Raw genomic sequence first — 26,220 nt, 5'->3', positions numbered from 1 at the left:
TTCGATCATGTTCGGAGCCGCCCCTGGAGACAGATGAAAAGCCTTACGAAAGAAGCACTTCCTTCAATTTCCACGTTGCATCAGGCCTATCGCGCCGGGGGCACCTCGGCTGCCGGTGCCGCGTTGCGGTGCCTTTCCGCTATCGAGCAAAATGACCGCGAAGTGAACTCGTATCTGTCGGTTGACCGTGATGGCGCGCTTGCGCAGGCCAAGGCCATAGACGAGCAGATTGCCGCTGGGCAAGAGCTTGGGGCGGTGGCCGGTGTACCGGTTGGCATTAAGGATGTGCTGACGATTACTGGCCAGCCTGCGACTGCGGGATCGAAGATTCTCGAAGGCTATCGTCCGCCTTATACCGCTACCGCAGTGAAGAAACTGAAGGACGCGGGCGCGGTGATTCTTGGCAAATTAAATTGCGATGAATTCGCGATGGGCTCGTCGAACGAGAATTCTGCTTACGGACCGGTGCGCAACCCGGCATCACTCGACCGGGTTCCGGGCGGCTCGAGCGGCGGCTCAGCGGCAGCGGTTGCTGCGGGTATGGCCGTTGCCACTCTTGGAACCGATACCGGCGGATCCATTCGCCAGCCTGCTTCTTTCTGCGGAGTGGTAGGCGTGCTGCCGACCTATGGACGCGTCTCTCGCTATGGCCTGATCGCTTTTGCTTCGTCGCTTGACCGCATCGGTCCGTTCGCGGCGAATGTCCGCGATGCTGCCACGGTGCTGGGCGTCATTGCCGGATACGATCCGATGGATGCGACTTCGTCGACGCAGCCGGTGCCTGATTACACCGCAGGGCTCGACCAGGGAGTCGCCGGCTTGCGCCTTGGCGTTCCCGCCGAATATTTCGGTGAGGGTTTGGACCCGGAAGTTCGCAAGGCCGTCGAAGCCTCGATCGAACAGCTTCGTGCCGCCGGCGCCGAGATCAAACCGATCTCCCTGCCGCACACGAAGTATGCCGTGCCGACCTATTACGTAATTGCCACCGCAGAAGCCAGCTCCAATCTCGCGCGCTTCGATGGCGTTCGCTATGGATATCGTGCACCGGGCGTGAGCACACTTGCGAGCATGTACCGCGACTCGCGCGAAGGCGGATTCGGAGCTGAGGTCAAGCGCCGTATTCTGCTCGGCACCTACGTGCTCAGCGCTGGATACTACGACGCGTACTACAAGAAGGCGCAACAGGTTCGCCGTCTTCTTACACAGGATTTCCTCAACGCCTTTGAAGAAGTCGATGCGATTGTGACACCGACTGCTCCCACGCCTGCATTCAAGCTGGGCGAGAAGACGGACGATCCGATGGCCATGTACCTTGCCGATATCTACACGGTCACGGCGAGTCTTGCGGGCATCTGCGGTGTATCGGTTCCGTGCGGCAAGTCTTCCGAAGGGCTGCCGATCGGTCTGCAGATTCTTGGCAAGCACTTCGGCGAGTCGACTATTCTGCGCGTGGCGCAGACGGTCGAGAATCAGCAGGGCTGATTCAGGGAGCAGCTTCTCCGTCATCTTCATCTTCCACCAGTACGGCAGAGAGCCCGACCAGGTCATAGCTGACCGGCTCTCCGCCGGCCGGCTGGAAGGCGATGCGCAGCGGCTCCCGCTGCCACACTGCGGGCGAACAGGCCGGGCCGCTGTGGTCCGCGGCATTCCATTCATGAAGCTTGCGGCTTAATATTGGTTTTCGCGCGGCAACCTGCGCTACGACTGCGAAGAGCTGTTTGCCGCTGGCGTTGAGCCCGCAGTAGGCGGCGTAATCGCGAAACCATACTGCGTCGGAAACGGTTGGATCGTAATCGGGCAGATGCAGCGCCGTCACTTTACCGCTGGTGCGATCGATCATCAGCCACGGCCCGCGCTGCCATACCCAGTGCTCGCTGTTCTTCCCGTGGTCGTCGCCGGGCAGCGCATCGTTGATGCGCAGTGCGCGGCGCACGACGAAGCTGCGGTCGGTGATGTCATGCGAGTCGCCGGTGGTCCACTCCTTCACCTTGCCATCGACGACCAAGGGCCGCACGCGAAGCTCTTTTTCATCTGCATGCGCCCCGGCGGGATCTCCAGCGATCGAATAGGGCACTTTTTTAACCGCACCCAGCGAGACAAAGTGAGGTTTGCTCACAGCCGGACATGACACCGTCGCGCAGGCGAGCAGGAACGCTGCGAAAAGTTGTGAAGGGCGCATGGCGTAAGCATAGGAAGGCCTTCGCCATGGCACAAGTTACGGATGTACTGGTTGCTACGGCAGTTTTGCGATGACGACACCAAAGGGTTCGAGCGAGAGCGTTTGCACCGGGACCGATTGCTGCTTCTGAGCAGGCGATGCGTAAAGGACTTCGGCATGCTGTGCACCGGAGAGATGCAGCGCGATGGAGTGCGGTTCGGAACTCATGTTGAGCGCGACCACGACGCGGGAGCTACCGCTCTGTCTCAGAAAAGCGAAGATGTTCGGATCGTCTCCATCGATCGCTCGATACGATCCATCGCGCAGCGCGGGCTCTGTCTTGCGCAGCGAGAGCAGGCGCTTGTAGGCGTTGAAGATGGAGTTGGGATCCTTGCGTTCGCTCTCGACGTTATAGCTGCTCACAGATGGCGGAATCGGAAGCCACGGCTTCTGCGCAGTGGTGAAGCCGGCGTCCTTCGATCCAGTCCACTGCATCGGTGTACGCTCGCCGTCGCGGCCTTTCTCCTTGGGCCAGCCGAGCTTGCCGATGGGGTCGTGGACGTCTTCAACGCGCGCAGGATCGGTGGTGCGCATACCCAGTTCTTCGCCGTAGTACATCTGCGGAGTGCCGCGCGTGGTCAACAGTAATGTGGCCATGAGCTTCGCAATCTGGTCGTTATGAACGCCATCGCCGTAGCGATCCCACTGGCGTGGCTGATCGTGATTGCTGAAGAAGTATTCCGGCTGTCCGTGAGCGGTGTTGTTCTCGACCTCGTTGAACAGTTTGCGAAAGCCCGGTGCGGAAAGCTTGTTAAGGTCGGCGATCTGGAAGTCCATCGGCAGCTGCACTTCGTCGCCGTTGCCGTAGAGCTTGGTCAGCTCGGTAATATTCGGCTCGTCTGCTTCAGTGACCAGGACGGGATCTCCCGGATACTTATCAACGACGCGGCGCAGCTCCTTGAGCACGTCATTTACCTGCGGATAGTTGTCGGTGTACTTGTGAATGATGTTGCGGTCGCCGTATACATTAGTGCCCGGCGCATACGGGTCATCATGCAGGCCGGGATCTTCATAAAGACGTGAGACAGCGTCGATGCGGAAGCCCGCAACGCCCTTGTTCATCCAGAAACGCAGCACGTCTTCCATGGCCACGTGCACCTGCGGGTTGCGCCAGTTCAGGTCCGGCTGCTGCACGTAAAAGTAGTGGTAGTAGTACTGCTTCGTCTTCTCGTCGTACTGCCATGCGGAGTGGCCGAACCATGATTGCCAGTTGCTCGGCGGTTGCCCCGGGGCCTTTCCATCGCGCCAGATATACCAGTCGCGCTTGGGATTCGTACGCGAAGAGCGTGATTCCTTGAACCATGGGTGCTGGTCCGAAGTGTGGTTAATCACGTAATCCATGATGACGCGAATGTTCCGCTTCTTCGCCTCAGCGACAAGACGGTCGAAGTCGGCCATGCTTCCGTATTCCGGGTCGATGGCCGTGTAGTCGGAGATGTCGTAGCCGTAATCGATGCCGGGCGAAGGATACATCGGCGTGATCCAGATGGCGTCGATGCCAAGATCGTGCAGGTAGTCGAGACGCGAGGCGATGCCGTTGATGTCTCCCACGCCGTCGCCGTTCGAGTCCTGGAAGCTGCGTGGATAGATCTCGTAGATCACGGCGTGCTTCCACCAGGGATCGGCCTTCTGCTGAACAGCCGGCGCAGCATGCGCGAGCGCAGAAATCGTAATCGTGACGGCAGCAAAGCAGGTGCGAAGAGACGGCTTCATAAAGATCCTCGGAAAACCGGAACGAGCCAGAGTATCAGGCTTTACTGTTTGCTGACATTCACATAGTAGAGATCGGTTGCGACGGAAAACTGGGCCTTGTCGAGCGTGCTCTTCATGGTCTGCCACTCGGTTGTTGGTTGAATGATCTGCCAGTGATCGGGAGTTCCCACGCGCACGGGCATGGCAAAGTCTTTTTCGTCTGCCTGCCAGCGATAAGCGACGGTGCCTCCGTGAGGATCGAACCTGAGCTCCAGCGTGGGAATGTCCTTGTGGCGCAGGTACTGGTTGAAGATGGGCGTCAGGTTCATGCCCGTCTGCTGGTTGAAGTATGCAACCACATCCTCGGTCATGATGTTCTGGTACTCGAATTTCTGGAAGAAGCCGCGAATGATGCGGAACCATGCGGCGTCGTCATTGATAACGCTGCGCAGTGTGTTCAGCATCAGCGCGCCCTTGAAGTACTGGTCTTCCGGTGGATCGCCGTTGACGCCGCGTTCGGTGATGATGGGCCGCTTGTTCTCGATCTTCGACTTCTCGGCGTTCATGTAGCGGAGGGAATCGGCGCGTCCCCAGCGCGATTCGACATAGAGATATTCGAGATAGGTGGTCCATCCTTCGTGAATCCACATATCGGAGCGGTCGGCGGCGCTGACAGCATTGCCGAACCACTCGTGTCCGCTCTCGTGAATGATGATGAAGTCGAAGCGAGGGCTGATGCCGACACCGGTCCAGTCGCGCCCTGCGTAGCCCTGCAGATACTTGTTGCCATAGGCGACGGCGCTCTGGTGCTCCATGCCGAGGTAAGGAGTTTCGACGAGCTTGTAGCCGTCCTTGATAAATGGATATTCGCCGAAGTAGTGCTCGTAGATGTCGATCATCTGCGGCACCTGCGCGAACTGTGTCTTTGCTTTCTCCAGGTTTTGCGGCAGCACGTAGTAGTCGAGCGCGAGGCCGTTGTGTTGCTCCGAGAAATGAGCGTAGTTGCCGATGTTCAACGCGACATCGTAGTTGTTGATCGGATAGTGAACGTGCCAGTCCCAGCGGGTGTAGCCGTTGCCAAGATCGGTCTTGCCTTCGAACTTTCCATTCGACACATCGACCAGGTTGCTGGGAATTTCGACGCTGATCTCCATCTCTTCGACCTCGTCGCGCCACTGGTCCTTGTTGGGCCACCAGACGCTTGCGCCTACGTCTTCGCACGAGGTGTTGATCCAGGGATGCCCCTCGGGGTCTTTCAGGAAGGTGATGCCGCCGAAGCGGCCTTCCGTAACTGGATGGCCGGAGTAGTAGAAGTCGATGGCGTAGGTCTGCCCTGCCTTGAGCGTTTCGGGAAAGTCGATGAAGACCGCGCCGGAGTCGCGTGTGTACTTCAATGGCGCGCTGGCTTTCGCTCCCGACACGAGCAGGATCTTGTCGACCTGCAGCGCATCGTGCAGATCGATCTGGATGCGGTTGCCATCGGCGAGCATACGAAAGCGGATGGTGTTCTTGCCGCTCAGGAACTTGTTCGCCGGATCGACGCGAACGTCGAGGTGATAAGAGAGCAGGTCGTTATTCGCGCGATACGGGCCGTAGGCGCCGCGCAGGATATCGGCGTGGGTCGGCGCGGCAGTCTGCGCCTGGGCCGCGAGGCCCAGCGCCAGGACGGGAACAAGAAGCCAGCGATACATGCCTTAAGATAGCGCGTCGATCGCTGGCTCGTCAGTTAGTTGGTTGCTCGAATCCGCTTTGCCACGGTGCTGACTGTCCCCACGGCGAAGACGCAGAGCGCGGGATCGATGGGCAGGCGGAAGCGCGGTTTGGCGAGGGTGAGCGCCGAGCTGAGGATGACCAGTCCTAGTGCCGCGGTGGTGACCCACGCGATCGGGTTGCGCCAGTAGAGGAACAGCCCCACGAAGCCCGCCAGCACGACCGGCAGCAGGATGTAGCCAACGATCTCGGCGGCACGGCCGGAGTTTACGCCCTGCGTTTTCGGCCGTCCCGTAGAGTCGAAGACCGCGAGAGCGCGAAGAACGCTTAGCTCCACGTAGCGAACGGGGTGGGTGTGAATCCATACTTCGGCCTGCTGGCGAAGCAATGCGTCGGCCTTTACTTCGCCCAGCTCCCACCTGGGATAGAGCGTGATCCAGTTGCCGGAACGTGGCGTGGCGTCGTCGTTGGCGCCGAGCTCGAGGTTGTAGCCGCCGTTGGTGGCCAGTGTGAAATTGTGCATCACGATCTTGTTGCGCACCATCCACGTGATGGAAGGTGCGAGACCGATTACGGCGACGATGATCGCCAGCTTGAATCTGCGCCGGAAAGCTATGACCAGCGCGGCGAGAAATGCGACGGGCGCGAAAGTGGTTGTTGCTGCCGCGGCGAGGCCGAATGAAGCACCTGCTCCAACGGCCCAGCTTGCCTTGTTGCGAGCGATCGTCTCCCAGCAGAGCCATATGCCGCAGGTAAGCGCGACGATGGTGACTACGCTGGGATACAGAGTGGTTGCCGCATAGGAGATAACCGGGTGAAAGGCGGCGATGGTTGCGCCGATGTTCGCAGCGAACGCACTCAGGCCTATGCGCAGGCCGATCTGCGCGCAAATGAAGGGCAGCGCCGCGAGCAGGAATGCCTCGATCACTTCAATCGCAATCGGGCGATGCCCGATGACCCTGTAGACCACCGCCATCAGGATCGGTTGAGCGGGGGCGCGATAGGCCGTCGGGTGATCCACGGTCTCGACGTCGATCACGTGATCGGAGAAGCCTCCTCCATGCACGAGGGAGACGGCGATGTGGTCGTAATCCACTTCGTCGTAGAAGCGTTCGTTGTGGGTTGTCTTGGCGATCAATCCGAGGCGCAGCACGATACCAAGCACAGCAATGAGCACCAGCCATCGGCGGCTCGCAACAAAACGGCGTACAGGGGAGGTCGATGTCGTCACAGTCACACTCTTTCCGTAGAAACGATAGCGCGGAAGTCGCTGTTGTCCAATACAACTAATTGCCACGCGTCTGCCCCATTCCGGTGTTGCAGGGCGAGCGCTCCAATGAAGCTCTCACCGAAAGACAACGACTTCAGCGTCCATCGCTTCGTTTCTTCGGGGTCCCAGTCGCAGGTAAGAAACTGCGGATCGTCCGTGCGCTGGATACTTACGCTGAAAGCATCCAGCGGCTTGGAAAGACCCTCTCCGCTGGCCTTCAGAAAGGCCTCCTTGCGCGTCCAGCAGCGGAAGAAGGCATGATTGCGGTCGGACGGGGCGAAGCTGCGTAGCTCTGCGTTCTCGACGGCGGAGAAATGAGTAGCCGCAATCTCCTGCCAGTCATCCATTGGACGCACGGCTTCGATGTCGACTCCGAGTTCATGGTCGAGGCACACCGAGAGCAGAGTTAAGCCTTCGGTGTGGGACAGGTTGAAGTGGAGTCTTGTCTCAGGAAATGCAAACGAAGGCTTGCCGTAGAAATTCTTCGCGAACCGGATAGCCTGCGGAGCTGTTTGCGTGTAATAACCGAGCAGCATGCGCAGGCGTGCGTGATCGGCAACGAAGCTTTGGGTCAGATGAGGAAAGCGGAAGCGGGATGCTCGCGCCTGTTCTTCTTCATCGAGCAGGCCGAACCAGCCGGCAGGCTGGAACCCTGTGACAGGTTCCAGCTTCCAGATGTGTACTTTGCCGGCCGCGAGTTGCGGCATCGTCTTTTCAGGAGACATGCAAACAGGCTATACGCCTGCCGTGTCGGCGGACCGGGCCTTTTCCAGCGTGTTGCGCAGTGAGCTGCCTACAGATGCCAGGTTCGGCTCCATGAACATGGATTCATGGTCGCCGGGTGCCCACAGGACTTCCACTCCGTCGCGCGCCACCTTGCCCCAGCCGCATCCTTCTTCCGCGCCTGGAATGTAGATGGCCTGCGTGGCGCGCATCAGGGTGATGCGTCCTGGAAACTGCTTCGGGTTATAGGTGCGAACGGCTTCGAATGTTTCCAGGCTGACGTTGTGCATGAAATGCGGCAACGGCAGGCCGAAGAGCTTGAAGAGCCGCTGCGCCAGCGCCCAGTTCCGCATATACATGCGGCCCTTGACGCCGTTGAACTTGTGCAGCGCGGCGCTGCCGATGTACTTCACCTTGTGCGCTGCGGAGAGCGGACGCATCTTCATGCGGTGGAAGCGGTACTTGCGTGACAGTACGGCTTTCAGCGCCATGTCGGGACGGTTCTTCTGCTCGCTTTCGAGCTCCTTGGAATAACCAGGACGCCAGGAGTCGAAGAGCATTACGGTGCGGACTTCTTCTCCGGCATCTGTCAGCGCGCGTGCTGTTTCGACAGCCAGTGGACCGGCTGCGCACCAGCCTCCGAGATAGTACGGGCCGTGCGGCTGCACCGAGCGGATCTCCTTCGCATAGGAGGCCGCGCGCTGCTCCATGGTCATGGATTTGTCGCGGTCTTCAATTTCGCGCAGGCCGTAGAACGGGTAGTCTTCGCCGAGTACAGAGGGAAGACCGCCATAGAGCAGGTACGAGTGCACCAGGAAGAACGGAGGCTTGTCGCCCCGTGGTTGCACCGGCACCAGCGGCGAATAGAGCGTGCGCCCGCGGATGATGTCGGCGAGCTGTTCCACGGTTGGTGCGTTGAAGATGGTCGTAATCGGCAGCGAGAGTGAGAGCGTGCGGTTGATCGTGGCGAAGAGGCGCACGATCATCAGCGAGTAGCCGCCGAGCGAGAAGAAGTTGGTGCGGATGCCGATGCCCGGCACTCCCAGCACGCTCTCCCAGATGGAGACCAGGTTCTTTTCGAGTTCATCGCGGGGCGGTACATAGCCGGCATCGGCCTCGGCAGCCAGCACAGAGCTGCCCGGCTGGGGCAGGGCGGAGATGTCGGGCGAACCATCGAGGCGATGAGGAATGGCTGGAACGGGAAGAATCTCTGCTGCCGCAAGGTGCGCAGCGGCATGAGCCTTCAACCATGCAGACACTGTTGCCGACGAGGGCAGCGTGCCGCTGTGACCGGTAACGTAAGCGACCAGCGATGCTTTGCCGTGCGCGTCAGGCACAAGGGCAGCCGCGGCGGTTGCGACCGAAGGCTCCTGCGTCAGCAGTTCTTCGAGTTCGCCAAGGCGAATGCGGTAGCCATTGTGGTTAACGAAGCGGTCGGAGGCGTCGAGCAGCTCGAAGCCTGCGTCAGGCGTAAAGCGGACGCGAAGAGACGGCCTTGATTCCGCCGTTCCGCGGCGAACCACAAGGTGTCCGGGAACCGAGAATGCGACCGGGCGTCCGGCATCGTCTGCCAGCTCAAAGCTCTCGCCCGGCAGAGGGGCGATGACCAGGCCGTTAGCAGAGAGCGCCGCAAATGCAAGCGGTCCGGCGGTCGAGGCTGACGATATCAGCGACGAGTAACGGCCGGGAGACTGGAGCAGCTCTGCTGCCGTGGCCGGGCTCAGATGCGAGCCGCGGCAGATGGCATGGAGACGGCGATCGCCGGTCCATCCTCCACGAAGCGTGGCGACGATTTCGGGCGCGGTAGAGAAAACGAAGGAGACCTGTTCGCGGTCAAGAACTGCCTGCAACGCGGTAGGGTTAATGCCTTCCGCAGAGATGACAGCTGCGCCATTCACCAGGGGCAGCATCAGATCGGTCCATGCGTCTGTTGCGGAAGATGCCGCCGACGCCAGAATGACCGAACCCTGCTGAAGATCCATGGCCTGCGCCGCAGCCTGCAGGCTGATGAAGCTTGCAGCGTGCGAGGAATAAATGGGGCCGTCAGCGCCGGGAGCGATCCATGCCGGTGCAGCCGCATCGATCTCAGGCAGAGTCGCAGATGGAGAGTCGATCTCCGCAAGCTGTTTGTAGGATGTGACTGCAGCAAACTTCTCGGCGAAGGTTTCCGAAGAGAGCGACAGAACCGGTTTGAATTCTGCCTGGATGGTCTGCCACTCGACAGAGGAGACACTTGCCGGAACGGGCAGTACCACCGCGCCCAGCCGCAAAGTCGCGAGCACCGAAGCGGCTGCTTCAGCGGACTGCTCAAGCCGGACCGCGACAGTTGCGCCCGCTCTGACACCGGCATTCTGCATGGCGCGAGCCAGGCCGAGGCTCTTCTGCTGGAGCTCGCTCCAGCTGGTGCGATGTTCGCCGAAGATGAGAGCAGCGGTATTACCGTTCTTCTCCGCGATGCGATCGAAAGCTGCCGTGAGGGAAAGCCTTGCGGTTTCCGGAACGGAATTTGCGACTGCGGAGGCCGCCAGCTTCGCCTGCTCGTCATGCGAAAGGAGCGGCAATGCCGAGACGCGCAGGGAATCGTCGTCCATCACTGCTTCGAGCACGCGGATGTACAGCTCGATCAGGCGGCTTACGCGCTCCTGGCGGAAGAGCTTCGTGTTGTACTCAACCTGCAGACGTGGGCCTTCTCCGCGCTCGACGATGCTGACCAGCATGTCGAAGTTGACTCCACCGCTCACCGAAGGACGGGGAACGATGCGCAGCGGACCAGCCTGCTGCGGCTGCATGAAGGCTTTCTGGTAAACGAAATAGACCTGCAGGAACTGCGAAGTCGCATGCTCCTGGTCGAGCTGGAAAGCTTCGGTCAGGCGCGAAAAGGGCAGATCCTGGTGGGCGTAAGAGTTCGCGCTCCAGTTGGCAACGCGCTTGACGAGTTCCGAGTAGGTCGGGTCGCCCTGCACATCGGCCAGCACCACCTGCGGGTGCGCGAAGCGGCCGACGACATTTTCCATGCCCGGCTGTGTGCGGTTGGCGATGGTCGAGCCCAGCAGGAACTCGTCCTGCCCGGCGTAGCGCGAGATGATGGCTTCGAATGCCGCGAGCAGCACCTGGTGCATAGTTGCGTCGTGCTTGCGGCAGTAGTTCTTGAGGCGCGCGGTCAGCTCGGTGGGAAGCAGGCGTCCGACGATGTCGCCGGGCGCGCTCTTTTCCGCAGCGCGCGGGAAATCCGCGGGCAGGTCGATGGCCGGCATGTCCCTCTGGATGTGCTGCTTCCAGTAGGCCATGGCGTTGTCCGCCGCTTCGCTCTCGAGCCACTCCTGCTGCCAGACGGTAAAGTCGGCGAACTGGAAGGGCAGCTCGGGCATTTCGGCGTTCCGGAGCGTGAGCGCTGCTTCGTAATAAAGGGCGAAATCGCGAATCAGGATGCCGTTCGACCAGCCGTCGCAGACGATGTGGTGCATCGTGAGGGCCAGGAAGTGGTCGGTATCGGTGACGTGAATCAGGTGAACGTGGAAGAGCGCGCCATTCGCCAGATCGAAGCGGACGCGGCTGTGTTCATGGATCAGTTCTTCAGCGCGGTTGGCGCGGCTGGCTTCAGGAAGAACCCGGAGGTCGGAGATGGAAAAGCCGAAGCGGGGTTCTTCGCTTATGACCTGCGAAAGCACGCCATCCACCATCTGGAAGTTGGTGCGCAGGGCCTCGTGACGCACGACCAGCTCGCGCGCGCATATCTCGACAAGATCATCACGGACTGGGCCTTCCATGCGGAAGGCCACTGCCATATTCGAAGCCGTGGAAGCACCGGCCAGCTGGTCGAGAATCCAGTAGCGGCTTTGTTCCAGGCTGGCGGGAAAGACGTAAACCGCGTCTTGCTGCGATCCTTCACCTCCGCCCGAGTTGGCGGTTTGAAGGTCCTGCGGTTTCACGGTTTCGGCAAATTCCATCTCACGGGTATCAGTTCGGCTCATCGCAGACTCAACCAAGGACAACGTAAGAGCACGTATTCCCCGGTCAAATTACTGCAGAACGGTTCGGGGTTTACGATGCAGCGATCGGGCCACTGGCCGGATCGTTCCTGAGGAGTTTTCAGCCATCTCGTCGTCACGGCCCTCATGAACCTGTGCGCAGATTGCTGCAATGGTCTTGAATTCAAAGATGTGTCGAGCCGTGATTTTCATCCCGGCCTGGTTGGCTAAAGTGTTAATACGGAAGATCATCAGCGAGTCTCCCCCGAGCTCGAAGATGCTGTCCTCCACGCTAACCTCTTTCAGGTTCAAAACCTTGGACCAGATCGACGCAAGTACATCTTCCTGCGGGGTGCGAGGGTAGACAATAGCACGTTCGTGTAGCATCCGCTCCGGCTGCGGGGCGGGCAGGGCGCGGCGGTCGACCTTGCCGTTTACGGTGCGCGGGAAGCTGTCGACGATTACGATCGCAGCCGGCTGCATGTAATCCGGCAGCTGCCCCTTGAGCCAGGTGCGAAGCTCGGTGATCAGCGCGGCGTTGTCGCCAGCCTTCTGCGGAATGATGTAGGCTGCGAGGCGCTTGTCGCCCGGGGCATCGTGGGCGGTCACCCAATCGGTGCGGACGCTGGCCACGGCGGACTGCACCAGCGGCGAACGTTCGAGGGCATATTCAATCTCGGCCAGTTCGATGCGGTAGCCGCGAACCTTGACCTGGGTATCAGCGCGTCCCAGGAACTCGACCGTGCCATCCGGACGGTAGCGGGCGAGGTCGCCGGTGCGATACAGGCGCTCGGAGCGGCCATCGAAGGAGTGCTCGATGAACTTTTCCGACGTGAGTTCGGGTGCGTTCAGATAGCCGAGGGCAACGCCATCTCCGGCCGCGAGCAGCTCACCGGCAACGCCGACGGGAACCGGCTGCATGGAAGCATCGACGAGATAGATGCGGGTGTTCGAGATGGGGCGGCCGATCGGCACGGAGCCGATGGTCAGGCTGGCCGGCGTGATGGTGTGGCAGCAGGTGAAGGTGGTGTTTTCCGTCGGTCCGTAGCCGTTGATGAGGCGCAGATGCGGCAGCTCCTCGAGAATGCGGCGGACATGCGTCACCGAGAGGACGTCGCCACCGGCCAGAAGCTGGCGCAGCGGGCGAAGGATCTCAAGGTGCGTGGTCGCAACCAGGTGGAAGAGCGCAGCCGTCAGCCAGAGCGTGGTGACGTTGTGCATCTTGATGAGCGTGCCGATGTCTTCCGGCGTGACGCGTCCAGCGGGCGCGAGGATCAGGCGTCCGCCATTCAGCAGGGCTCCCCAGATCTCGAAGGTCGAGGCGTCGAACGAGAGCGGAGCCAGCTGCAGGAAGACTTCGCTCGGTGCAAAGCTTGCGAAGCTGTTGTTCTTCACCAGTCGCAGTACGGCGCGATGCGGTACTCGCACGCCTTTAGGGTTTCCGGTCGATCCGGAGGTGTACATGACGTAGGCTTCGGCGTCGCCGGTGAGCTGGGCGGAGGGGAAATTCGAGCCCGACTCGACTGCGATTGACGGCCCATCGGTGTCGAGATCGATGACATTGGTGTTGAGCCCCGGCAGCTTCGCGACCAGTGATGCCTGGGTCAGCAGTGCCTTCGCCTGTGAATTCTCGACCAGGAACCGGATACGCTGCTCCGGGTAGCTGGCATCGACGGGGACATAGGAAGCGCCAACCTTGAGAATCGCCAGGAGGCTGACCGAGACTTCGAGCGAGCGGTCGAGGCAGAGGGCTACGCGGTCGCCCGTCTGAATACCGGCGCCCCGCAGAAAGCGGGCCAACTGATTGGCCTTCTCGTTCAGCTGCGCATAGGTGAGCGACTGGCCGTTGAAGGTGACGGCGGTGGTGTTGGGTGTGCGCGCGACCTGCTCTTCAAATACCTGGTGGATCGAGCTGTTGCGTGGGAAGTCAGTTGCAGTCCTGTTCCAATCGACCAGGATCTGCTTCGTTTGTGCCGGGTTGAGAATCGAAACCTGGCCGATGGGCTGCTCGGCGTTGGCGACGAAGGCTTCGAGGATCGCCTGCAGGTGTCCGCACCAGCGCGCGATGGTGGCCTCGTCGAAGAGGCCGGTGTTGTAGTCCACGTCGAGCCACAGCTCTTCGCCGCGATCGACGAAGTTGAAGAAGAGGTCCATGTTGACGTGGGTCTTCGGGTTGGCGCTCAGGTCGGCAGCGAGGCCTTCATACTTGAGGCCGGCACCGACCTGCTCCACGTTGAACTGGACCTCGACGAGCGGCAGCCGCGAGCTTTCACGCTGGATCTTCAGCTTCCGCAGCAGCGTGCCGTAGGTGTAGTTCTGGTGATCCTGCGCGTCGAGCAGCTTCTTGCGCGACTGTTTTACGAACTGGCCGATAGGCTGTGCCGGATCGAAGGTGCTGCGGATGGGCAGGAAGTTCACACAGTGGCCAACCAGCGAACCGCCGTTTTCGAGCAGGTTCTGCCCGGCGGTGGGGATGCCGATGACGACATCCTGCTGCTGCGAGAGCCGGTGGATAAGCTGTGCATAACCGGCAAGAAGCGTAGCGAACAAGGTAGACCCCTGCTTCGCGCCCGCCTTGCGGACAGACTTCAGGAACTCGGCCGGGAAGATGAAGCGGCGGGTAGCTCCGTCATTGCCGCGCATCGCCGGACGAGGCCGGTCCGTGGGCAGCTCGAGAGGTGAAGGCAGTGTCTTGAACTCGTTGAGCCAGTACGTCTCGACTTCAGAGTTTTCCTCGGTCTTCTGGTGCTCGGCCTGCGCGGCAGCGTACGAAGTAAAGGTCAGCGGCGCGGGCAGGGCAGCGTTCGAGCCTGCAATGGCAGCGTTGTAGAGCGCGCTCAGTTCGGAGAAGAGGACGTTGGTCGACCATCCGTCGAAGATGATGTGGTGTGCCGTGGTCACGAGAACGTGCTCGTCGCTTGCAAGGCGCACCAACCGCATGCGGAAGAGCGGACCGTTGTAGAGATCGAATGGAGTCGAGGCTTCGCGGGCGATGATCTCTTTGAGGCGGGCATCGCGGGCAGCCGCATCTAGCGCCGTCAGGTCGTCGTGCTCGAGCGGCAGACGAACTTCCGCGTCGATGTGGATGGTGTCGCCGTCCTCGGCCACCGAGGAGCGCAGCGACTCGTGACGCGTGACCAGCTTCTCGAGTGATGCGATGAAGGCAGCTTCATTGAGATCGCCCTTCAGGCGCAGCGATGTTCCTTCGTTGAAGGCGCAGTTGGCTTCATCGCCGAGCTGCGTGCCGATCAGGATCTCGCGCTGCGGTTCGGTGATGGCGATGTCGTGCTCGATCGGAACGGTCTCGACAACCGGAGCGGCGATAGTCTTCGCAACGGCAGGCTCCGCAGCAGGAATAGAAGCAGCTTCGGCCTTGCCGATGGCCTGCCCTGCCTGCATCTTCTCAAGGCTGGTGCGGAAGGCCTTGCGGACGAACTGCAAATCTTCGTCGGTGTGTGCGGTCGTCAGGAAGCAAGGGAAGCCTTCCTGGATGTGGATGCCCTGCTCGCGCAGGTGATAGTGCAGCAGACGCGCCAGCTGCGGCTCCTGTGCAGGCGAGAAGAAGAACCACGAGGCGAAGGTCTCGATCGACGACTGGTAGTTGAATTCGCGGAACATCGCGTTCAGATCGGCGACGAGCGCAGAGGTCTTCTTCGCGAGATCGGTCTGCAGCGATGGGCCGGACTCCTTGATGTGTTCGAGGCTGGCTTTAACTGCGGCCATGGCCAGCGGATGGCGCATGAAGGTTCCTGCGTAGAAGGTGACGCCCACCTGCGGGAAGGAGTTGTCGCCGTATTGCCACATGCCGCCGTCGAGCGCGTCCATGAAAGCCGGGCTGCCTGCGAGGATGCCGACCGGGAGGCCTCCAGCGACGACCTTTCCGTAGGTGGCGAGATCGGCGCGGATGCCATAAACAGCCTGCATACCTCCCGAGTGAGTACGGAAGCCGGTGACCACTTCGTCGAAGATCAGTGCAGAACCGCTGTCAGCGGTGATGCGGCGCACTTCCTTCAGGAACTCGGCGGGGCGCAGTTCCGGGTGGCGGCTCTGGACAGGTTCTACCAGCACGGCGGCGATTTCGTCGGCGCGGTTGCGGATGATCTCGAGTGCTTCATCGGAGCCGTAATCAAGAACCAGCGTGTTCGCAACGCTCTCGCGCGGGATGCCTGGTGCGACCGGCATGGAGCGCTGGTTGCCGACCGACTTCACCAGTACTTCGTCGAAGCTGCCGTGGTAGTCGCCGCTGAACATGACGATGAGGTTGCGTCCGGTTACGGTGCGGGCAAGGCGCATCGCGCCCATCACGGCTTCAGAACCGGTATTGCAGAAGGTCACGCGCTCCATGCCGGTCAGTTCGCTGACCAGGCGCGAGCATTCGGCTACGAGCGGCGTTTGCGGTCCGATGGGGAAGCCGATGTCGAGCTGCTCATGCACGGCCTCGACGATGAAGTCGGGCGAGTGGCCGTAGAGAATCGCTCCGTAGCCGTTGAGGATGTCGATGTAGCGGTTACCGTCCTTGTCCCACAGGTAAGCACCCTTGGCGCGTTCGACCACCAGCGGGTAGACCATTTCCTTGTACTGAGCATTGAAGCCGGAGACGACGCGGCCATCGGCAAAGACGGCGCGGTTATCCTGCGTGAACTGCTTCGAGCCGGGAGTGCGCGCGTTGTAGCTGGCGACGAAGTCCTTGAGGTACTTCTCCTGCGTCGGGTTCAGCCCGCCGGTCTCACCACGCGAAAGCGGCTTGAAGGGCGTGAAGACGGGCTTCTTCGGAGCTTCTTCCTTTGCAGGAGCGGTCGCAACGGGAGCCTGAGCGGCGACTGGAGCCGGTGCGGGCGCAACCATTGGCGCGACAACAGGCGCTGCCTGCACTGCTGCTGCTGCGACCGGCGCGCTGAAGCTTTGTCCGCGCAGGAACTCCATCTGCTGCTGGAAGAGTCCGCTCAAGGCCTGTACCTGGCTGGCGAGGAGGGCTTCGAGCGACCCGGCAGGCGCATGGATCACGGGCGCGGCAACGGGAGTGAGAGCCGGCTGCACCACAGGCGCTGCGTAAGCGACGGGTGCGGCAGCAACAGCAACGGCCGTCGGCGCAGGGGTAGCAACTGGCGCAGCAGCAGCGGGCTTCAGCTCGGGCGTGACCGCTTCGTCGAGATGCTTCGCGAGGCCGTCGAGCGTGGGATAGCTCTCCATGATCTGGCGGAAGGTGAGCTTGAGCTTGTACTTGCCCTGGATCGCCTGCGTGAGCTGGGTCAGGAAGAGTGAGTCGAATCCGAGTTCGAGGAACGAGGCATCGGCATCGGCGCCGGTCAGGTCGGTGCCGGAGAGATCGGCGATCATGTCCTTGAGTGCGGAGAGCATAAGGTCGGAAGAAGAAACGGTAGCCATAACGAAATCCTCGGCAGTAGAAGCAGTGTCAGGTACGGCAGTGGTGGCAGCAGAAGGGGTACCCGGCAGAGCCTGGGCAGAAGGTTGATACGCTGGCGCATCGATCCAGTGTCGTTGGCGCTCGAAAGGATAAGTGGGAAGCAATACGCGGTTGCGGACGTAGCCTGAATGAAAGCTTTGCCAGTCGATCTCGGTGCCCAAAGTCCAGAGCTTGCCGAGTGAATTCAGGATCGCGCGATCCTCTGGAGCTCTTTCGTCACTGTCGCGGCTCTTAAGACCGCCGAGGCTGGAGAGCACAGCAGTGCCGCCGATCTGGCGCATGAGCTGAACCAGCGTCTCGGCCGGCCCGACTTCGAGCAGGATGCGCTCCGGGGTCTTCAGAATTTCAGTAATGGCATCGGCGAAGCGAACGGCGTGACGAAGCTGGCGCGTCCAGTAAGCAGGCTGCGAGATCTCGGCCAGCGTCGCCCACTTGCCCGTGAGCGTCGAAACATACGGAATCTTCGGCTCGGAGAAGCTGACGGTGGCGACCGTTTCGGCGAAAGGAGCCAGCGCCGGATCGACCATGCGGCTGTGGAAGGCATGGGAGGTAGCCAGCTTGCGCGAGACAATCTTCTCCGCATCGAGCTTGGCGATAAAGGCGTCTATCTCATTCGTCGGGCCGGAGACGACGCAAAGCTGTGGACTGTTGACCGCGGCGATGTCGAGCGTCGCGGGCAGGAGACTGGCGACGGTGGCTTCGTCGCGCCGCACGGCGAGCATGGAACCAGCGGGCAGCGCCTGCATCAAACGGCAGCGGGCTGCGATCATCCTGAGTGCATCTTCGAGCGAGAAGACACCGGCGATGCAGGCGGCAACGTATTCGCCCACGCTGTGGCCGATCATGGCTTCGGGCTGGATACCCCACGAAAGCCATAGCTGCGCGAGAGCATATTCAAAGCTGAAGATCGCTGGCTGCGCGTACAGCGTCTGATTCAGCAACGTCTGCGATGCTTCCGTAGCCTCGGCAGGATAGAGCACATCGAGCAGGTCCGCTCCGAGCAGGGGCGTCAAAATCTTTGAGCAGCGATCTAGGGCGTCGCGGAAGACGGCTTCGGTTTCGTAGAGGCGGCGGCCCATGCCGATCGTCTGCACTCCCTGTCCTGGAAAGCAGAAGATCACTCCGGGATTTTCAAAAGGCTTGTCGTTGCTGGCGATCTCTTTTGCCGCAGAGCCGGCGAGTAACGCGGCGGCTTCTTCAGTAGAAGAAACGGCCACCGAGCGGCGCAATGCATGACTGCTGCGCCCAGTCTGAAGCGTGTAGGCAGCATCCGCAATGCCTGTGGAATCCGTGTGGAAATGTTGAACGAGCGATGCGGTCAGCGACTCCAGCGAGCCGGGTGTCTTGGCCGACCAGACGAGCAAGTGCTGATCGCGTCCGGCATCGGATGCGCGGCGACCGGGTGCTTCTTCGACCACGATGTGCGCGTTGGTCCCGCCGACGCCGAAGGCAGAGACGCCGGCGCGCAGCGGCGTGCCGTTGGCTTCCCAGGGACGCAGCGTGCGGTCGATCTTAAATGGGCTGCCTTCGATGCCAAGATGCGGATTCGGCTGCTCGAAGTGCAGCAGGCCAGGGATCTGGCGATGCTGCATCTGCAGCACGGTCTTGATGAGTCCGGTTGCTCCTGCGGCGACGTCGAGGTGTCCAACGTTGGCCTTGGCGGTACCGAGTGAGCAGAAGGCCGTCTCAGAGGTGGTCACACGAAAGGCTTTCTTCAACGCTGCAACTTCAATCGGATCGCCGAGCGGTGTGCCTGTTCCATGGGCTTCGAGATAAGTGATGGAATCGGCCGAAACGCCGGCCATCTTCTGCGCGCGGGCAATCACCTGCGCCTGGCCTTCGACGCTCGGCGCGGTGTAACCGACCTTGACCGAGCCATCGTTGTTCAACGCAAAGCCCTTGATGACGGCCAGCACCTGGTCTCCGTCGGCCAATGCATCGTCGAGGCGCTTCAGTAGCAGCACGGCCGAGCCGTGCCCGAAGACGGTTCCGCTGGCCTGGTGATCGAAGGGACGGCAATGGCCGTCGAGTGAGGCGAGTCCGCCTTCCTGCGGAACGTAGCCGCGATGCTGCGGGAAGGTGATCGAAACGGCACCGGCGAGCGCCATGTCGCAGCCGTAGGTCAGCAGGCTCTGCGCAGCCTGCGCTACGGCGACCAGCGAGGTCGAGCAGGCGGTCTGCACGCTCATGCTTGGTCCGCGCAGGTTCAGCTTGTAGCTGACGCGCGTAGGCAGAAAGTCCTTGTCGTTGCCAAGCATGGCGACGTAATTGCCGACCTGGTATCCGCCGGTAAATTCTTCAAGGAACTCGCGGCCGGTGGCGAGATTGCGCATGAAGTAGGTGTTCATGCTGCATCCGGCGAAGACGCCGACGGAGTCTTTTGTGTGAGCCGGGTCGTAGCCCGCGCGCTCCAGCACTTCCCAGGCGCATTCGAGGAAGACGCGATGCTGCGGGTCCATGGTCGCGGCTTCCTTCGGATAGATTCCGAAGAAGCCTGCGTCGAACTTGTCGGCGTGGTTCAGCAGCGGACGCGCTGCAACGTAACGTTCCGATTTATCAGCTAAAAGTTGTTCATAAGGTTCGAGCTCATGACGATCGAAGAACGTGACAGACTCAACGCCTTCAGAGAGATTTTTCCAGAGTTCTTCCACACTGTCCGCGCTGGGAAAGCGTCCGGTCATGCCGATGATGGCAATGGCAGAGGAAGCTGGATTTGTATTTTCGCGCGCTGGAGTTGAGACCGGTATCTCGGCAGCTTCGCCCTTGATTACAGCGGTTAAAGCGCGCAGCGTGGGATGCTCGAAGAACGAAGCGATGGGAAGCGCGACCAGACCCTTCCCGGCGAGCAGCTGGTTGATGCGTGAGACAAGAAGCGTTGCCAACAGCGATGTGCCGCCGCTCTCGAAAAAGTTATCGTCGAGGCCGACACGGGGCAGACCGAGAATTTCGCGCCATAGCGCAGAGATCGCCGGGGTCAGGTCAGGAGCGGCTGAGGGAGAGGCAGTTCTCTCCCCATTCGTGTTGGCATCGGGCTTTGCCATGTCTCTTGCACGCACTCTCGGGTTGGAGCTAGCTGACCTTGGAGGAAGATACCGTTTCTGCGTCCACTATTTCTTCCTTGACGGTGACGAAGGGAACGAACGGCTCTGTCTCAGGACGCGCCCGCGGCTGCCACCGCAGATTGGTGCGGTTCATGCGAGCTTCGAATTCGATCAGATCCTGCTTGAGGTCCTTCTCGGCGCGCAGCAGCCCAACCTTGTTGATAATGACTGCGACGCCCCCGACATTCAGGCGCTCCAGTAGCTTCGCGCTGCGCTTGAGATCGGACTTCTTGGTTTTGCCGGATTCACCCACGAGAACGGTCACGTCGGCGAAACGGGCAAGGTATTCCGTCTCCGCGGAGATCAGCAATGGGGCCGCGTCGATCAGCACGATGTCATATTCGTTCGTCAGCTCCTGGAAGGCCTTGGCCATGAAGCTGGTCGTGAGCGGCGGAATCTTCGACTGCAGAGGCTGCGAAACAACCGTGGTGGTCTGCAGTTCGGTGCCTGTCACCGGGAGAACGCTGCTCTGGGCAGGGGCGTCCGTGCGCCGGCCCGATTCATTCGCGTTCACCGTGGTATAGGCAACGGGATGCGTCGCGCCCGATGCATCGATGGTCAGCGTCTTGCGGCCGAGCTTCGCCAGCGTGCTGCCGAGGTGCTCGATGATGGTCGTGGTGCCTGCTCCGGCTGTAACGCCGGTGATCACAAAGGTGCGTACTCCCGCGGAGTGAGCGGCATGGTCGATGCCCGCGGCCAGACGCAATGAGCACTCGTCATAAACCAGCTGCGTAACCTCGCGGTCGTCGAGCAGGACGCCGATGGGAGCAAAACCCATGACGGTTTCGACGTCGCTGCTGGTATAGAGGTGCGGATCGAGCAGGTCGAAGGCAACCGCTGCGAGCACGCCCATAATCAGGGCAAGCGGGAAGATCGCCGGGAAGAGCTTGCGCATCTTGCTCGGCTCGGGCTCGATTGGAGTGCGGGCCGGCTGCACCATGTGCACCGATCCCGGTGAGCTGCTTTCGAGCTCGAGATTGCTGATGCGCTCATCGATCGTGTTGTAACGGGTCTGCAGGTTCTGGATATCGTTCTTCAGCTCATCCGAGCGCTGAAATTCCGGGGCTGCGGTGGTGGCCTGCGTGGTTTTCTTCTGAATGTCGTGGTTCAGCTGCGCTTCGACCGCGGCCGCACGATTGACCTCGGAATGCAGCTTCTCTTCAAGGCGCTGCGCGGCACGGCGGCGCAGGTTGGCCTGCATCGTCGCGATGGCGTTGTCGGTCTGTGCAAGCTCGTCTTCCGTCTGCTTGCGCAGCGGGTTGTTCGGAGTGAGGCCGGCCAGAGTACCCAGAAGCGCACTGCGCTTCTGGCCGAGCGCCGACTTCAGCGAAGTAAGGCCGGGATCGAGCGCGGCAATCTCGTCCGCGGCTGCATTCAGTGCGGAATTCGGAGCGTTCGGGTCGCCGCTGTTCAGCGACGAAAGCTGTGCCTCAGCCTGGATGCGCGCGGTATGAGCCGTGTTCAGGTCGCCGCGCATCTTGTCGAGATCGCTATCATACGGATTCGTGCCGGTGCTGCCTACGATGGCCATGCCCAGCTTGCCCGCAATACCTGCCTGTTCCTTCAGGCGCGCGTCGAGGTCGGTGCGAACACGATCCCGTTCCTGGCGAAGAGTCTGCAGGCGTTCGTCGCGCCCGTAGAACTCTTCATCCTTCACCTTTTCAAGATAGGTGTTGGTGATGGCATTGACGATTTCGGCGATATTGGCCGGCTTGGTATCGGTCAGAGAGATCGAGGCTTCGTATGTGGTGCTGATGCGGGAGACATCGACCGCACCCTGCAGACGTCCAATGGCTGCCTGCATGCTTTCATTCGGTCTCTTCCATGCGTCGGACGGCAGCTTCTTGAGAGCTTCCGAGATGACGTCATAACGCGTGACCGAGTGCATCTCCTGCTGAATATAGGAGTCGTACTGGAATTCCTGTTCGCGGTCCTCGGTCAGCGTCTTGGGGAAGTTCGGGGAGACATATACGGTGCTGCTGGCGGTATAGACGGCATGATGGCGCAGTAGGAGCGCCAGACCCAGGCCGCATGTCGCAATCGCCACCAGGCTGGCTGTCATCGCATGCACCTTCAGACTCCGCAGCACATCGATCTTGAAGGGACTCGACGGGGCAGGCGCTGCCGAACGCGGCGGAGGTGGAGGCAACGGAATCTGTTGCTGTGTTTCGGGATGTCGTGGCGTTATGTACATAACGATCTTTGATCCTTAATCTCGTTCTGTAGTCCCGACCTTCTCTACCGGAACTGTCGACCGGCTCTACGTCGCGCGCGGCCGTCTTTGGATATTGCTGTGTCCTTTGAACCCTTAACGTACTGCCAGCAGGGTAGCCAGGCTGGTCATCGGGCTCAGGCGCTCCAGCACGTACGTCGACTTGTAAAAGCCTGTTTTCGGGATGCTGACAATGTCCCCGGGCTGAAGCGCGACTTCCGTCAACCCCTTAGGCGTGTTGATGTCCTTCCAGTTGACTTCCCGCGTTGTCCCGTTAGCCTTCGACAGGATCATGATGTGCGGGTTGTTGCCGGCGCCATCGGTTAAACCGCCTGCCTGCGCGATCAGCGAGGGCAGGTTCGAGTCTGAAGTCAGTGGCACCGATCCAGGATTCTTCACCTGGCCAAGCACGGAGACGAAGCGATCCGACTGCGACGGGACGAAGATAATGTCGTTGCGGCGAAGCCGCATGTCAGCCATCGCACTGCCGCTGCGCAGCAGATCGCGCAGCTGGACGGTAAACACCTGGTTGTTGCCCCGATAGATCATGCACTCGTCAGGGAGGCCGTCCTTATAGCTGGGTGTCGGCAGCAGGCCGCCGCGCGAAATCGCGTCGAGCAGCGTCGGCGTGGTGTCGAAATAAATCGTGCCCGGATTCTTGACGTTGCCGATCACGGTCACCTTGTTCGAACCGTATTTCTCGATGTTCACCGTGACGGTCAGGTTGGTGTAGTCGTTCGACAGTGCGTCAACGATCGCCTTTGCAGCCTGCTCGCGGGTAAGGTTTGCAACCATTACCTGTCCTGCCAATGGCAGGGTGATGCGCCCATCGGGACCGACGGTGTATTTCTTGGTCAACTCCGGCCTGCCGGGAAAATCCAGGCCGATCTCATCGCCTGCGCCGAGAGTGTACTCTTCGTCAACCGCAGGCTGGAACTGTTCCAGCTGTTTTTCCGGGCTCAGCTTGAGCTGGGGATCTGCCGGTGTTTCGCTCGGCTGGCTCTTCTGGCTGGCGATAGGAGTAACTGAGCCTGCCGGAGCTGCAGGGGGCTGCTGCTGGGCAAAAGCCGGAATCATGCTCAAGCCAGAAATCAGTCCGAGATATGCGAGCGAGCGGACAGAGCGTTTCATGTTACAGACCTCTTGGGGGCAAGTCGCCGGGAATGGGCATAAAGGCCCTCTTGCTTTCCCTGTGCTCTTCATCATGCAGAGAAAAAAATCTTTAGGAAATACTCCTAAAGTTGGAGTCTCTGTCGGTGCGTACCCAATCGGCTTTGCCTTTTGAGCCGCGCAGTATCGACGGAATCAAACGGAGTTTCCATAGGATGTAAAAAGGAGCCATGGCCAGCAGCCGCAGCGTCCCCAGAAAATCCGGTCCTGCTGCCGCAGCAGCCAGGACATGCAGAGTCACAACGGCCAGAGACACTGCTGCATAGATACGAATCGCAGGAACCGGAATGAGAAGGGCCAGCAGCAGCGCAAACACGCCGAAGGCCATCGGCAACCCCGCGACATCGCACATCGGCTCAATCAGCCGCAGCCTTCCACGCAGAACCTGCTTAAGCAAAGGCACAAACCAGATGCGGGCTGCGTAGAAGCGGCCGCCTTCCCAGCGAGAGCGCTGCACGGTTTCGCCCTTTGCGGATGCCGGCAGGGAGGCGAGAACATGTGCCTCTTCGATGTATTGAACCCGCGAGCCCGCCATGACCAGGTGAATGTGATACTCAAGATCCTCGACTACGGAAAAAGCGTCATACGGCACGCGATCGAGCAGGCGCTTGGTCAGGGCGAATCCATTGCCGAGGATGCCGCAGGAAAGACCCAGCTGCTGGCGTCCGCGGGGACGGATGACGTTGAAGCCGCGCAGGGCCAGCGCCGCGAGGCGGCCGTTGGCCTTGTCATTGGCGCTTTCCATTTCGTAGCGGCACTGTACGGCATCCGCTCCGGCAGCGAGACGGCGCTGCACCAGCCCGACGAGATTGGCGGAGATGATGGAATCGGCATCGATCACCATGACTGCTTCAGCGCCGTTGGCCAGCGCGTGAGCGAAGCCATGGTTCAGGGCGTAACCCTTTCCACGGGCCTCGGGATCGTTGTAGACCAGAACCTCCGCGCCTGCTTTCGCGGCTTCCTCGGCGGTGCGGTCGGAGCAGTTGTGCGCCACGGTGTAGATACGGATATTGCGCAGGCCTGCTGCCGAAGCCACCACGCTTGAGACGGCGCGGCCGACGTGAATCTCCTCGTTGTGCGAGGGCATGACGATGGCGAGCGGAAAGTCGGGCAGACTTGCGGCATCGCTCTGACGGCGACGGCGTGGAAGCAGGCCGGCGACGGTCACCAGGAACAACTCAGTGATCAACGGCAGGGTAAGCCCTGCCAGGACCAGACCGATGATCAGGAAGAGAAGTTTCGTCATGAGCAGAGTGCGCCTTTCCGAAGGCGATGCATAGCGATGTGGGGCGAGATGCCGCCTAGCCAAAACACTTGCGCGGAGGGTGACCTCCGCGCCGTGTCGTTCCTGTTTATCTTATCGGATGCCGGCTCGGTGACAAGAAATTTCAGCGGGCCGTTGCCTTAAAGCCGTAAGCATTCGATTCGGCGAAGCCTCCGCCGAAGTCAAACTCGGGTGCTTCGTTCACGGCTGCGATGCGCTGGCAGATCTCCTGCATCCGCTCTACCCGAACCTGAATCGGACGGCTGGTGCGGCGACGGACCGTCTGCAGGGTAGGCATCGTAACCAGCGTATTTTCTGACGCACGTTCAATGCGGTAGAGCGCATCGCCCACCGTCGAGGTCGTGCGGAAGTAGCACTCCAGCCGGGCGCTCTTAAGCAGGCGGACGAGGTGAGGACGCATACCGGCCAGCCACAACTGCAGCCGCAGCTGGTGCATAGCGGTCATGAGCTTGATCAGCGCGCCCAGCGACTGCGGTCCGAAGTATGCGCTCTCGGCCATGTTCAGCACGATGTGGCGGCCTTCGAGGCAGGCAATCTCGGTACGGTCCTCGAACTCGGCCAGCAGCTCGCCGGTCAGGTTGCCCTGGATCGAGATGACTTCCGTATTGCCGACCCGCGTGGTCAGGATCTGCGACGGGCCGGAATTGCGCGGCTGTGAGGCTGTTGCGGCTACCTGCCAGGGCAGATAGCGTCCCAGCGTGATTGCATCGCTCACATAGCGGCCTACAAGACGGCGGGGCTCCTGGCAGGCGCGGAAGAGCCATTCAAGGCCCGAATCCTGCATCCAGCGAGGGGCGCGCGCCAGCTTGCCGGCAATCATGTCGAGCGACCCGCCGATGCCGATCGAAACCGGCACCCGCAGGCGATCGCGGTGCATGGAAAGCCACTTCTCCTGCTTCGGATTGCCGAAGGCGACCAGAAGAATGTCAGGCCGGGCAAGCTCGATACGGTGCAGGATCTCTTCGTGGTTCATCTGCTCGAGCGGGCGGAGCGGCGGCGAGTAGCGGCCGACGATCTGCAGGCCCGGGTACTGCTGCTGCAGCAATTCGGCGGCACGCGCGGAGCTCTTTTCGCTGGCCCCGAGCAGGTAGATGCGGAAGCCGCGGCGAGCTGAAAGCTCCGCGAGCCGCGGGACGAGATCGATGCCGCTTACGCGCTCCTTGAGCGGTGTACCCATCAGCCGGGCAGACCAGAGGATCGGCATGCCATCGGGAACGACGAGGCTGCAGGAGCAAAGAATGTCCTGGAGCTCCTGGTCGTTGATTGCGTTCATCAGGAAATCTGCATTGGCGGTGGCAATCTGGTGAAAGCCTCCCTGGTCGATCTTCTCCTCGATGATGGATACCGCTTCGTCCATCGAGACGTTATTGATCGGCACTCCAAGCACTGCAACAGAATCAGGATGAATACCAGGCATAATGTAAAACCTCAATTTCAATCAGCAGT

12 protein-coding genes are annotated in these 26,220 nt (G+C 60.9%); 1 reads left to right on the top strand and 11 read right to left on the bottom strand.

Annotation, left to right across the window (positions count from 1 at the left end):
* The first annotated feature begins 33 nt into the window (after positions 1-33).
* Positions 34-1,482, top strand: a complete 1,449-nt coding sequence (gene gatA / locus LJD29_RS07265) for an Asp-tRNA(Asn)/Glu-tRNA(Gln) amidotransferase subunit GatA (protein ID WP_446745084.1) — start codon at positions 34-36, stop codon at positions 1,480-1,482.
* Position 1,483: 1 nt separating this feature from the next.
* Here the strand turns inward: gatA and LJD29_RS07260 are convergent, their stop codons facing one another.
* The 11 genes from LJD29_RS07260 to LJD29_RS07210 all read right to left on the bottom strand — a co-directional run bounded on the left by LJD29_RS07260 (position 1,484) and on the right by LJD29_RS07210 (position 26,191).
* Positions 1,484-2,116 carry a hypothetical protein gene (locus tag LJD29_RS07260; RefSeq protein WP_446745083.1) on the bottom strand — a complete coding sequence of 211 codons (633 nt, stop codon included), beginning with the start codon at positions 2,114-2,116 and terminating at the stop codon, positions 1,484-1,486.
* Between the two features lie 117 nt (positions 2,117-2,233).
* A complete protein-coding gene (locus tag LJD29_RS07255; RefSeq protein WP_446745082.1) occupies positions 2,234-3,931 on the bottom strand; it encodes an alpha-glucosidase in 1,698 nt (565 codons plus the stop codon).
* 41 nt (positions 3,932-3,972) lie between these two features.
* Positions 3,973-5,601 carry a M1 family metallopeptidase gene (locus tag LJD29_RS07250; RefSeq protein WP_446745081.1) on the bottom strand — a complete coding sequence of 543 codons (1,629 nt, stop codon included), beginning with the start codon at positions 5,599-5,601 and terminating at the stop codon, positions 3,973-3,975.
* Between the two features lie 35 nt (positions 5,602-5,636).
* A complete protein-coding gene (locus LJD29_RS07245; RefSeq protein ID WP_446745080.1) occupies positions 5,637-6,857 on the bottom strand; it encodes an ArnT family glycosyltransferase in 1,221 nt (406 codons plus the stop codon).
* Positions 6,854-7,615: a 4'-phosphopantetheinyl transferase family protein gene (locus tag LJD29_RS07240; protein ID WP_446745079.1), complete on the bottom strand. Its 762-nt coding sequence runs from the start codon at positions 7,613-7,615 to the stop codon at positions 6,854-6,856. The genes LJD29_RS07245 and LJD29_RS07240 overlap by 4 nt, the downstream gene beginning before the upstream one ends.
* A gap of 9 nt (positions 7,616-7,624) precedes the next feature.
* A complete protein-coding gene (locus LJD29_RS07235) occupies positions 7,625-11,584 on the bottom strand; it encodes a condensation domain-containing protein (protein WP_446745078.1) in 3,960 nt (1,319 codons plus the stop codon).
* 48 nt (positions 11,585-11,632) lie between these two features.
* The gene (locus LJD29_RS07230; RefSeq protein WP_446745077.1) at positions 11,633-20,047 is read right to left on the bottom strand and encodes a non-ribosomal peptide synthetase; all 8,415 of its coding nucleotides are present in this window, start codon (positions 20,045-20,047) and stop codon (positions 11,633-11,635) included.
* Positions 20,048-20,075: 28 nt separating this feature from the next.
* Positions 20,076-22,301: a GumC family protein gene (locus tag LJD29_RS07225; protein WP_446745076.1), complete on the bottom strand. Its 2,226-nt coding sequence runs from the start codon at positions 22,299-22,301 to the stop codon at positions 20,076-20,078.
* Between the two features lie 114 nt (positions 22,302-22,415).
* Positions 22,416-23,450: a polysaccharide biosynthesis/export family protein gene (locus tag LJD29_RS07220; protein WP_446745075.1), complete on the bottom strand. Its 1,035-nt coding sequence runs from the start codon at positions 23,448-23,450 to the stop codon at positions 22,416-22,418.
* A gap of 91 nt (positions 23,451-23,541) precedes the next feature.
* On the bottom strand, positions 23,542-24,735 hold the full coding sequence (locus LJD29_RS07215) for a glycosyltransferase family 2 protein (RefSeq protein WP_446745074.1): 1,194 nt from the start codon (positions 24,733-24,735) through the stop codon (positions 23,542-23,544).
* A 142-nt stretch (positions 24,736-24,877) separates the two neighbouring features.
* The gene (locus tag LJD29_RS07210; protein WP_446745073.1) at positions 24,878-26,191 is read right to left on the bottom strand and encodes a WecB/TagA/CpsF family glycosyltransferase; all 1,314 of its coding nucleotides are present in this window, start codon (positions 26,189-26,191) and stop codon (positions 24,878-24,880) included.
* Between the last annotated feature and the right edge of the window lie 29 nt (positions 26,192-26,220).

Origin of the sequence: Silvibacterium acidisoli (assembly GCA_022870745.1) — a bacterium.
In the GTDB taxonomy this organism is placed as follows: Bacteria; Acidobacteriota; Terriglobia; order Terriglobales; family Acidobacteriaceae; genus Silvibacterium.
The sequence above is the reverse complement of the archived record's forward strand: the minus strand, read 5'-3'. Positions and strand labels throughout refer to the sequence as shown.

Excerpts from the sequence above, each read along its gene's own strand:
- LJD29_RS07210 (WP_446745073.1), bottom strand. The coding sequence starts at position 26,191 with ATGCCTGGTATTCATCCTGATTCTGTTGCAGTGCTTGGAGTGCCGATC.
- LJD29_RS07240 (WP_446745079.1), bottom strand. The coding sequence starts at position 7,615 with ATGTCTCCTGAAAAGACGATGCCGCAACTCGCGGCCGGCAAAGTACAC.
- LJD29_RS07250 (WP_446745081.1), bottom strand. The coding sequence starts at position 5,601 with ATGTATCGCTGGCTTCTTGTTCCCGTCCTGGCGCTGGGCCTCGCGGCC.
- LJD29_RS07220 (WP_446745075.1), bottom strand. The coding sequence starts at position 23,450 with ATGAAACGCTCTGTCCGCTCGCTCGCATATCTCGGACTGATTTCTGGC.
- LJD29_RS07255 (WP_446745082.1), bottom strand. The coding sequence starts at position 3,931 with ATGAAGCCGTCTCTTCGCACCTGCTTTGCTGCCGTCACGATTACGATT.
- LJD29_RS07230 (WP_446745077.1), bottom strand. The coding sequence starts at position 20,047 with ATGGCAAAGCCCGATGCCAACACGAATGGGGAGAGAACTGCCTCTCCC.
- LJD29_RS07215 (WP_446745074.1), bottom strand. The coding sequence starts at position 24,735 with ATGACGAAACTTCTCTTCCTGATCATCGGTCTGGTCCTGGCAGGGCTT.
- LJD29_RS07225 (WP_446745076.1), bottom strand. The coding sequence starts at position 22,301 with ATGTACATAACGCCACGACATCCCGAAACACAGCAACAGATTCCGTTG.
- LJD29_RS07235 (WP_446745078.1), bottom strand. The coding sequence starts at position 11,584 with ATGAGCCGAACTGATACCCGTGAGATGGAATTTGCCGAAACCGTGAAA.
- gatA (WP_446745084.1), top strand. The coding sequence starts at position 34 with ATGAAAAGCCTTACGAAAGAAGCACTTCCTTCAATTTCCACGTTGCAT.